This window comes from Streptomyces sp. NPDC102274, assembly GCF_044766385.1.
In the GTDB taxonomy this organism is placed as follows: domain Bacteria; phylum Actinomycetota; class Actinomycetes; order Streptomycetales; family Streptomycetaceae; genus Streptomyces.
This window is the reverse complement of sequence record NZ_JBIWLW010000031.1, coordinates 17792-26782: the sequence shown is the minus strand read 5'-3', so window position 1 is coordinate 26782 and position 8991 is coordinate 17792. Positions and strand designations below refer to the sequence as shown.

Genomic DNA, 8991 nt, shown 5'->3' with positions numbered 1-8991 from the left:
ACACTGGAAACCCATGGGTTTACGTTGATCAAGTGAGAAACCGCATGGTTTCTCGTTGTGTCCCGGTCGCGCACCCAGCGCGGCCAGGCCGTTCCTCACGGAAATGGCCTCCCCCTCCAGGCAGGAAGAAGCCCAGCTCATGACCCTCAATGGCTCAGTCGCCTTCGTGACCGGCGGTAACCGCGGCCTCGGCGCCCAGTTCGTTCGCGCTCTTGTCGAAGCCGGTGCGAGCAAGGTGTACGCGGCAGCCCGTGACCCCCGCACCGTCGCGGTCGAAGGCGTCGTCGTCCCGGTCCAGCTCGACATCACCGACCACGCCTCGGTCCTCGCCGCCGCCGAGCAGGCGCCGGACGTCACCCTGTTGATCAACAACGCCGGAATCAACACCTTCACCGGTGTGCTGGACGGCGACCTCGACACCTACCGCCGCGAGTACGAAATCAATGTGCTGGGGCCCCTCGACGTGACCCGCGCCTTCGCGCCGGCCCTCGCCCGCAACGGGGGCGGGGCGATCCTCAACGTCCTGTCCGTCCTGTCCTGGGCGTCGCTTCCGTCCGAGGCGGCGTACGGCGCGGCCAAGGCGGCCTCATGGTCCGTCACCAACTCCCTGCGCCTGGAACTGGCCGGTCAGAAGACCCAGGTGACCGCACTGCATGTCGGCCGCATGGACACCGACATGATCGCCGACATGGACGTCGACGGGGCGGCCGATCCGGCGGAGATCGCCAAGATCGCTCTCGACGGCGTCGAGAAGGGCCAACTGGAAGTGGTCGCCGACGCCTTCACCCAGCAGATCAAGGCAGGACTCTCACTCGGTATCGAAGCCCTCTACCCGCAGCTCGCACAGGGCTGAGGCCACCACCCCAGCCGCACCACCGGGCTGCGCCCGGCAACCCCGATGAGCCCACCGGGCCTTTGACTCCCACTCGCCCATCCACCGCAGCGCCGCATGGGAAGTCGGCGCCCCATCAAAGGACAGATGCGACAGTGACACATCTTCTGGATCTCTTGCTCGAAGCTCACGGCGGCGAGGAACGCTGGAGCAAGGTCACCACAGTGACGGCGATGTCACACATCGGCGGGCCCATGTGGTCGCTGCACCAGGTGCCCGGCATCCTCGGCAGCCGTGAGGTCACGGTCGACTTCGGAACGCAGCGTACCGTCTTCCGCGACTACACCGAGGCCGGACTGCGCGGCATCTACACCCCTGACCATGTGTCGATCGTGGACGAGGACGGGCGCACCGTGCAGGAGCGCCGCAACCCCCTCGCCTCGTTCGACGGGTTCAAGTTGGACACCCCCTGGGACATGCTGCACGCCCTGTATTTCGTCGGCTACGCCACCTGGAACTACCTCACAACCCCCCATCTGCTGACCCTCCCGGGCGTGCAGGTCCGGGACCTGGCACCGGAGCAGCCTGCCCTGGACCAGCAGCCCGGCCTCAGCGGCGGGTGGCGACGCCTCGGCGTCACGTTCCCGGATGACATCACGGTTCACACCAAAAACCAGACCTTCTACTACGACGAGGACGGCCTGCAGCGTCGCATGGACTACGCGCCGCGGGTGACAGGTGGCATTCCTGCGGTGCACATGATGGACGGCCACCAGGAGTTCTCGGGACTGGTCTTCCCCACCCGCCGCCGCGTCTTCGTCCCCGACCCCGAGGGGCCGGGCCTGCTCGCCGACCCCTTCATCACGTTGGACTACTCCGACATCCGCGTGGAGTGAGCAGAACGAAAGCGGGGACGTGCGCGGGCCGGCCGGCTCGTGTGTCGGTCGGGCAGACAGGCCGGTGCGCGGAAGGCACCAGGCTCCGCCGTACGACAGGCCGAGGGTGTCGACCATGTCCCCGCGACGGACTATTTCAGTGGGCGGCCTTTTCCTCGGGGAGGAATCGGCTGAGGTGCTGGAGGATCTCGGCCTCGTCCGGGTCGGTGGCCCGCATGCCTACGTATCCGTCCGGTCGGATGATGAGGCCGTGTTCTCGTATAGCTGCTGGTACCCGTCATGTAGAGCTCAGTAGTTGGGCACGGTCTTCGGGGCTGGTCACTCGACGCCGGAGGTAACGGTGCGGGCCGGCCGTGGCCGGGGGATGTCCTCTGCGGAGTTCCTGGGTGAGGGTGGAACATCCTGCGTACCCGATGTCGGGGTGTCCGGGTCGATCGGCGCCGGGGTCGGGAAGTTCGGTGTCGACCATGCCAGGTTCGATCGCGCTGACACGAACGTTCTTTCGCCCCAGCTCGACGCGGATGAGGCGGGTCAGCTGGCTGATGTAAGCCTTCGTTCCGGAGTAGACGGAGAACTTCTCCAAAATGCGGGTGGCCGCGATGGAGGAGGTGTTGATCAGGTCCGCCGGTCCTCCCCGGTCGGCCGCGGCGGTCAGATCGGGGAGGAAGGCCGCGATCACGTTCATCTCGCCGGTGACGTTGAGATCGATCTGACGCTGCCAGTCGTCGACCTTCAGCTGGTCAATGGCTGAGATCAGCTGTACCCCGGCGTTGTTGAACACCAGGTCCGCTTCGCCGAGCCGGTCGGCCACGGCACCGGCGGCGGCTTGCACGGCGGCCCGGTCGGTGACGTCGACGGTCAGCGGCAGCACGGTGCCACCCGCCGCCGTGATGTCCTGAGCGAGCGCGGCGAGCTTGTTGTGGCGCCGGGCGAGGACGGCGACGGAGGCTCCCAGCGTGGCCAGACGGTATGCGGTGGCCGCGCCCATTCCGCTGGAAGCACCGGTGACCACGGCGGTCCGGCCGTCAAGCGGCCGAGCGGTGATGAGTGGGGGCATCAGGGGAGGATTCCCTTTCTGTCTGTGTACTTGAAAGCCTGGGTCAGACACCCCATGTCGTTTGGTGTCAAGCGGCATGGAGGTTGGTGTGGTGGGACCAGGCGGTCGCTTCGTCGTAGGGGGGTGCGGGTTTTGAGGCAGCCGTGGAGGATGCCGACGAGGCGGTTGCCGACCTGGCGGAGGGCGGGGTTGTAGCCGGCTTCGCGAGCGCGTTGCTTGTCGTAGTAGCGGCGGGCTCCGGCCGAGGACCGCAGGGCGGAGAAGGCCTGGGTCTGCAGGGCGTCGGCGAGGCGGTTGTTTGCGGACGTAGCGGGCCTGAACGTGGTGGCTCTTGCCGGAGGCCCGGGTGATCGGGCTCGTGCCGGCGTAGTTCTTGCGGGCCTTCGCGCTGTCGTAGCGGGTCGGGTCGTCTCCGAACTCGGCGAGCACGCGGGCGCCGGTGATCTCTGCGATGCCGGGCATCGAGAGGTAGATCTCAGCATCCGGGTGCGCCAGAAAATGGGTCTTCACCTGTGCTTCCATCGCTGCGATCTGCTCATTCAGCGCGATCAGCAGTCGGGGGTGGGCCGTGGCGGTGGCCGCGTAGGCGGCGGTGACCGGCTCGGGCAGGCCGAGCTGCGGTCCCGGCCACCGGCCGCAGCTGTGCCCGGTCGATGCGGTGGTCGCGGAGTGCGGGCGGGTCGAACAGCGGCGTCGGCTGCTGCCTGCTCGCGTGGTGGTCTACTTCGTTCTCGCGATGTGTCTGTTCTCGGGCCAGGGCTATGAGGAGGTCGCCCGGTTGCTCACTTGCGGACTTCAGGAGGAGCGGCGGTGGGAGGGGACATGGCGGGTGCCGTCGACGGCGGCGATCGGCCGGGCACGGCTGCGCTTGGGACCCGAACCGCTCAAGGCATTGTTCGCCCGGGTGTGCCGGCCGGTGGCCACCGAGGCGACGGCCGGGGCCTGGTACCGGGGCCGGCGGCTGGTGTCGGTGGACGGGACGACCTTCGACCTTCCCGACACCGACGCCAATGACGCCTTTCTTCGGCCGTCCGGGATCCTCGCGGGGCCGGCGACGGGGCGCGTATCCGCAGGCGAGGATGACGGCAGTGTCGAGTGCGGCACCCATGCGGTCTTCGCCGCCGAGGTCGGCCCGCTGTCGGTGCACGAGACAGTGCTGGCCCGGCGCCTGTTCGGCCGCCTGACTGCGGGAATGCTCCTGCTGGCCGATCGGGGCTTCGCCGGGTTCGACCTGTGGCGGGCGGCCGCCGCCAGCGGCGCCGACCTGCTGTGGCGGGTGAAGAACAGCTCGGTCCTGCCCGTGGTCGAGGCCCTGGGTGACGGCTCGTACCTGTCGCAGATCGTCGCGGCGCGGGACAAGAACCGCCGCGCCGACCCGATCACGGTCCGGGTCATCGAGTACACCCTCGGCGACAACACGGACGGCACCGTCTACCGGCTGATCACCACGATTGTCGACCCGCAGGCCGCTCCGGCGGCCGAACTGGCCGCACCTCATACCCAGCGGTGGGAGATCGAGACCACGCTGGACGAGATCAAGACCCACCAGGGCGGACCCGGCCTCGTCCTGCGCTCCCAACATCCGGCCGGCGCCGAGCAGGAGATCTTCGCCTTCCTGCTGGTCCACCACGCCCCTCGGGAGCTGATGCACCAGGCAGCCCACCAGGCAGGACGGGATCCGGACCGGATCTCCTTCACCCGCACCCTGCGCATCGTCCGCCGCCACGTCATCGGCCAGGCGGCGCTCTCCCCCCTCCCGACTCGCCCGGGCCGTGGCCCAGGCTCTGCGTGAGATCGGCGAACGGCTCCTGCCGCCCCGGCGACTGCGGTCCAACCCGCGCGTGATCAAACGCAGGATGGCCAACTGGAAACTCAAACGGGCCGAACACCACCACCCGCCACGGCCCAACACCCCCACCGTGAAGCTCGTCAGACCCACCATGACAAGCCCCACCCGCCGGGAAAAGCACTAAATCACCGGTATTGCATCTAGTGCCTGTGTCCGGGTAGGTGAAGGCGGTGCGCCAAGCGGCGCGAGGCCGACGAGGAAAACGTAGTTCTGCCCCTTGCCGGGTAGTCCGCCGCGGGTGGTGCCGTGCGGGAGTCGTCGAGCTGCCTTCTGAGTTTATCGCGCTCGGCCACCGCGTTGCGCGCCGCGCGCCGCTTTCTGCTCCGGTGGGCGAGGAGAGCCGCACCGCCCAGCATGAGCCACAGCCCGAGACCGAAGATCAGCGTCAGGGCGATCCCGCTCAGGAAGGCCCCCAGCACGTTGAGGGTGAACGGCGTGCTGCCGAACAACGTCACGGCGTAATCCGGTCCCCCGGAGAGGTTGAAGGCGATGAGCAACGCCGAAAAAGCGGCCGTGGCCGCCATTAGCAGGACTCCGATGATCAGCATGGCTGCACCTCGCAGCGATCGTGCGGAGTGGGCCGGGGCCTCCTCAGGAAGGGCGGCGCCGGGCCGCACTCCGCCAGAAACACAAACTCCTGGCACTCCCACTCTGCGCCGGTGCCGGACCGGCTGCATCTGGGAAACCGTCAGTCCCGGCGGACCCGTACCCCGGCCGACAGACGGAACGGGCAGTCGCAGGAAGCGAGGGCCTTCGGGGCGCGGGCGCGTTCCGGAGCAGGTCCATGCCCGCGGTCGGCGGGGTGAAGGTCTCCTCGCCGCGTGCGCAGTGCAGCGCCCACGCCTCCCCGGCAGGCCGACGGGTGGCGTGCCGGGTGGCAAGCGCGGCGAGAAGGCCCGCGACGGCGAAGATGAGAGGCCGCCACCCCTGGGCGATGAGAATGGTCCGGTTGGGCCCTTCGTACTGAGGGCAGGTGGCGGGCGATGTGGGCATGTGCCCGATTGCGCTGCACGTACACGCCGACCATGAGGCCACCGGCCGAGCGGTAGTCGCGGCCACCCGGACCACGCGGACGCCTTGCGTTCTGTACCCGGTATGGATGTGGCACTGGGCCGAGCCCGGTGACGCGCGGGTACCGTGGCACGACGCCGCCTGCATCCCGCTCGGTTCGGAGGTGATGTCTCTGAAGAGGGCGGCGGTCGCGCGCTTCGTCAGCCAGGTCGAGCCGCTGGGGCCCGATGAGGTGGACAGGGCGGTTCTGCCCCCGTAGGAGCTCGCCCCTCTTCTGCGTGAGGCAGAGGTCGTGTTCCGGTGAGCACTCCCGCATCCACACCCGCCTCCTACTTCGAGGACATGTACCGCGACAGGCCCGACCCCTGGTGCCTCGCCGCCGCCGGGCGCGTGCCCGAGTCGACGTCGATGTCCCCGCAGACCGCGGCGCTCCTGACCGCCGCGCGAAGGTAGGTGAGATCGGCCATGAGACACGTTTCCGTTGCCCACTGGAGTCGTTGTGCTTCCTTCGTGAGCATCGGCCGAGGGCGCGTCGGGCGCTCGTTGGCGCGAAGGGACCTTGGTCCAGACCGCCGGCGCTCCTCGGAGAAGGACAGACGGCCCCTGGCCGACTCACTCCACGCGAGAGGACTCCTGTGTGCCCTCGTCCTCGTCCGTTCCGGGTACGTGCACGTCGAGCACGCTCACATTCGCCTCTACGACTTCACGTCCCGTCATCCTTTCCACGGCGTCGGTGACGTTGGAGCGAATATCGTCGGCGGCGTCGGCGATCGGTGTGCCGTACTCGACGACGATGTCGAGATCGATCGCCGCCTGCTTCTCGCCGACTTCCACCTTCACGCCCCGGGAGGGATCCTCGGATCGGCCCACCTTGTCGCGCATGGCGCCCAGGGCCCGGGTTGCACCCCCGCCCATGGCGTACACGCCCGGGGTTTCACGGGCCGCTATGCCGGCGATGGCGGACACGACCGAGTCCGCGATGACCGTCTTCCCCTTCACCGTGCCGTTTCTGCCAGTGGGCGCAGTAGCGACCGCGGATGGGCTGGCTTCCATGACGAAGTTCCTTCCTGACGAGCCTGACGGGGACGACGCCGGGTCATCCGGGGAGCGGGTGCGCGGCGGCGTCTCTCGAATACGGGTGCCGACGGTCTGATCAGTGCTGTGGGCCTTGGTGGGGGTCTCGGGGGTTCTGGGGATCCACGCCGGTATGAGCGGAGGCGTCCCTGCTGCCGCTGGGGCGCCGCGACCGCCCCTTAGGGCCGGTGTCATGTGTGCCTTCGCTCTTGGACTTCCTGGCATGGTCCTCGGCTCGCCGGGAGTGACTCTCGACCGGCGTACCGACAGTTGATTCCTTCTTGTCCTCGGGAGAGGGCTCACGGCTCGCGTCGGATTCGGGAGCGTACCGGTCCGGGTGGAAGGAGCGGTGCGCGCTGGGATTGTCCTGCTGGGTCGTCTCGTCCACGTCCGGCGCCCACCCGTGCTGACCGTGTCCCTTGAACCGGCTCGGACCTTCACTCTGCGGGGCTTGGCTGCGCTTCTTGGACATCAGAAAAGCCTTTCTGTCGAGCTCTCGCGCGTCCAGAGCTGACCGCCCAGGCCGCAAACATCATTGTACGCAAATCGCCCATAGGGGGGTAAATCTGAGCTCGTCATCCCCACATGACAGGCAAAGTGGAAGGGAGAGGCGGGCTCGCGGAAGGTGATTCTTCAACCGTTGGGGGCGCGAGGGTGTCAGCGTCGCGGCGTGCGGTGCAAGGCCCGGTTCGGACGGGGAGACAGGGTTCGGGTTCAACGGGTTCGTGATGCGGGCCTGCAAAATCTGTCGACATCGCCGCTCGCTCTGGGAATCGTTGCGGCATGTGATTGCTTCCCTGCGCCACCAGGCGCCGCCGCTGCCGGACGCACCGCCCGACCCCCCCCGGTGGATGGGGTGAAGCCGTACGGCCACAGAAACTTAGCTGCGTAGGCGGTGCGATCGCACCACGCGCCTGCCAGATCCAGGGAATCCGGCCCTCCCGATTGCCAATCTACTGCGGGGCAAGGAAGACACCTCCGGTTCCGTCCCTCTCGTGCCCGGGACCGCCTCATGAGGTCTTTCCCCGGGGCACTCACTCAAATGGCCGCACGGTGAGGAACAGCGCAAGCTGGAACCGTGGTCGACAGAGTCGATATCGCCCGACGAGCGCCCGGCGTTTCGCTCACTTCTGAGCTGAGTGATGTCTCCCCGAGTAAGGAAATCTCATGGAAGCCAACCCGTCCGCGGTGCCCTCGGCGCCCGCTGACAGAGACAGCGCGGTGAAGGGGAAGACGGTCATCGCGGACTCGGTCGTGTCCGCCATCGCCGGTATCGCGGCACGGGAACCCCCCGGCGTGTACGCGATGGGCGGAGGTGTGTCCCGGGCCCTGGGTGCCATGCGCGACAAGGTCGGCCGCTCGGACGACGCCTCCCGGGGTGTGAAAGTCGAAGTCGGCGAGAAGCAGGCGGCGATCGATCTCGACGTCGTCGTCGAGTACGGCACACCGATCGCCGACGCCGCCGACGATATTCGCTCCAACGTCACCGACGCCGTGGAAAAGATGACGGGGAGGGAAGTGGTGGAGACGAACGTGAGCGTTCTCGACGTGCACGTGCACGTGCCCGGCTCGGACGATGACCGCGACCGCTCTTCGGAGCCCTCTCGCGTGCAATAGGGCTCCGCGCGATATCAGCCCCCGGAAGGTGTCTGGACCGTGCTTGAGGACGCACACACGGGTATGTACAAGCCTCTGGTCGGAAAGGACCGAGCGCTCGCGGAAGCGACACTGCACGCGCACGCCGCCCGTTCCACGCCTGTCCCGCTGAAAAAGCAGAGCGCGCCCCTCACGGATGACCTGCTACGGAACATCGTGACAACAGCGGCGAGGAAGGTGCCTGGAATCCATCACCTCGTCTTGGTTTCGCTACGGCGCACCGGGGAGAGGGCCCGCGTCCTGACGCGGGAAGGCCATCCCCACCCCGTCCACATGAAACGCGGCGGTGGAAGACGCACCGTCGTGGATCTGACCGTGGTCGTCGAGTACGGCGCGACGATCGAGGAGGTCGCGTCGCGGGTCCGGGAGAGTGTGGTGCGTGCCGTGCGGAGCGCCACGGGCCCGGACATCATCGAGGTGAACATCTCCGTGAACGGTGTTGCGGTCACGCGGCGGTGACCGTGTTGCCCGGTGAGCTTGCGGCAGCGGCGGTCCGTTCTCCCTCTGTCGGCTCAATCCCCCTGGTCGGGCTTACGCTTCGCGCCCCGGACGAGCGCGGGTCCATTCCGGCCGTGGGGATGTGTCGGCCGCTCTGGGAGTGAGACCGTCGGCCACT

The 8991-nt window shown here is 68.0% G+C and carries 11 protein-coding genes and 1 pseudogene; 7 read left to right on the top strand and 5 right to left on the bottom strand.

The window, feature by feature from the left end; all coding sequences use genetic code 11:
* Positions 1 to 139 precede the first annotated feature (139 nt).
* The gene (locus tag ACIRQP_RS31950; RefSeq protein ID WP_403896205.1) at positions 140 to 853 is read left to right on the top strand and encodes an SDR family oxidoreductase; all 714 of its coding nucleotides are present in this window, start codon (positions 140 to 142) and stop codon (positions 851 to 853) included.
* 134 nt (positions 854 to 987) lie between these two features.
* On the top strand, positions 988 to 1728 hold the full coding sequence (locus ACIRQP_RS31945) for a hypothetical protein (protein ID WP_403896202.1): 741 nt from the start codon (positions 988 to 990) through the stop codon (positions 1726 to 1728).
* A gap of 277 nt (positions 1729 to 2005) precedes the next feature.
* Here ACIRQP_RS31945 and ACIRQP_RS31940 read toward each other — a convergent pair whose 3' ends face one another.
* Complete coding sequence (locus tag ACIRQP_RS31940) at positions 2006 to 2785, bottom strand: SDR family oxidoreductase (protein WP_403896390.1); 780 nt, start codon at positions 2783 to 2785, stop codon at positions 2006 to 2008.
* A 345-nt stretch (positions 2786 to 3130) separates the two neighbouring features.
* A pseudogene (locus ACIRQP_RS31935) lies at positions 3131 to 3247 on the bottom strand (transposase); the annotation flags it as partial.
* Between the two features lie 130 nt (positions 3248 to 3377).
* Between ACIRQP_RS31935 and ACIRQP_RS31930 the strand changes: the two are divergent.
* The gene (locus tag ACIRQP_RS31930; protein ID WP_403896200.1) at positions 3378 to 4577 is read left to right on the top strand and encodes an IS4 family transposase; all 1200 of its coding nucleotides are present in this window, start codon (positions 3378 to 3380) and stop codon (positions 4575 to 4577) included.
* A 197-nt stretch (positions 4578 to 4774) separates the two neighbouring features.
* On the opposite strand, the gene ACIRQP_RS31925 is transcribed toward ACIRQP_RS31930, so the two are convergent.
* A complete protein-coding gene (locus ACIRQP_RS31925; protein ID WP_403896197.1) occupies positions 4775 to 5182 on the bottom strand; it encodes a hypothetical protein in 408 nt (135 codons plus the stop codon).
* 551 nt (positions 5183 to 5733) lie between these two features.
* Between ACIRQP_RS31925 and ACIRQP_RS31920 the strand changes: the two genes are divergently transcribed.
* On the top strand, positions 5734 to 5904 hold the full coding sequence (locus ACIRQP_RS31920) for a hypothetical protein (protein WP_403896194.1): 171 nt from the start codon (positions 5734 to 5736) through the stop codon (positions 5902 to 5904).
* A 41-nt stretch (positions 5905 to 5945) separates the two neighbouring features.
* Positions 5946 to 6098 carry a hypothetical protein gene (locus ACIRQP_RS31915; RefSeq protein WP_403896191.1) on the top strand — a complete coding sequence of 51 codons (153 nt, stop codon included), beginning with the start codon at positions 5946 to 5948 and terminating at the stop codon, positions 6096 to 6098.
* A gap of 159 nt (positions 6099 to 6257) precedes the next feature.
* Here the strand turns inward: ACIRQP_RS31915 and ACIRQP_RS31910 are convergent, their stop codons facing one another.
* Positions 6258 to 6698, bottom strand: a complete 441-nt coding sequence (locus ACIRQP_RS31910) for an Asp23/Gls24 family envelope stress response protein (RefSeq protein ID WP_403896188.1) — start codon at positions 6696 to 6698, stop codon at positions 6258 to 6260.
* 100 nt (positions 6699 to 6798) lie between these two features.
* A complete protein-coding gene (locus ACIRQP_RS31905; protein WP_403896185.1) occupies positions 6799 to 7191 on the bottom strand; it encodes a hypothetical protein in 393 nt (130 codons plus the stop codon).
* Between the two features lie 782 nt (positions 7192 to 7973).
* On the opposite strand from ACIRQP_RS31905, the gene ACIRQP_RS31900 reads away from it, so the two are divergent.
* Both ACIRQP_RS31900 and ACIRQP_RS31895 read left to right on the top strand, forming a co-directional pair.
* Positions 7974 to 8336, top strand: a complete 363-nt coding sequence (locus tag ACIRQP_RS31900) for an Asp23/Gls24 family envelope stress response protein (RefSeq protein WP_403896183.1) — start codon at positions 7974 to 7976, stop codon at positions 8334 to 8336.
* 39 nt (positions 8337 to 8375) lie between these two features.
* Positions 8376 to 8834 (top strand): Asp23/Gls24 family envelope stress response protein, encoded by a 459-nt coding sequence (locus ACIRQP_RS31895; RefSeq protein WP_403896180.1) that lies wholly within the window; start codon positions 8376 to 8378, stop codon positions 8832 to 8834.
* Positions 8835 to 8991: the final 157 nt, after the last annotated feature.

Coding starts and splice junctions, on each gene's coding strand:
- ACIRQP_RS31940 (WP_403896390.1), bottom strand. CDS start 2,785: ATGCCCCCACTCATCACCGCTCGGCCGCTTGACGGCCGGACCGCCGTG.
- ACIRQP_RS31950 (WP_403896205.1), top strand. CDS start 140: ATGACCCTCAATGGCTCAGTCGCCTTCGTGACCGGCGGTAACCGCGGC.
- ACIRQP_RS31925 (WP_403896197.1), bottom strand. CDS start 5,182: ATGCTGATCATCGGAGTCCTGCTAATGGCGGCCACGGCCGCTTTTTCG.
- ACIRQP_RS31905 (WP_403896185.1), bottom strand. CDS start 7,191: ATGTCCAAGAAGCGCAGCCAAGCCCCGCAGAGTGAAGGTCCGAGCCGG.
- ACIRQP_RS31910 (WP_403896188.1), bottom strand. CDS start 6,698: ATGGAAGCCAGCCCATCCGCGGTCGCTACTGCGCCCACTGGCAGAAAC.
- ACIRQP_RS31920 (WP_403896194.1), top strand. CDS start 5,734: ATGTGGCACTGGGCCGAGCCCGGTGACGCGCGGGTACCGTGGCACGAC.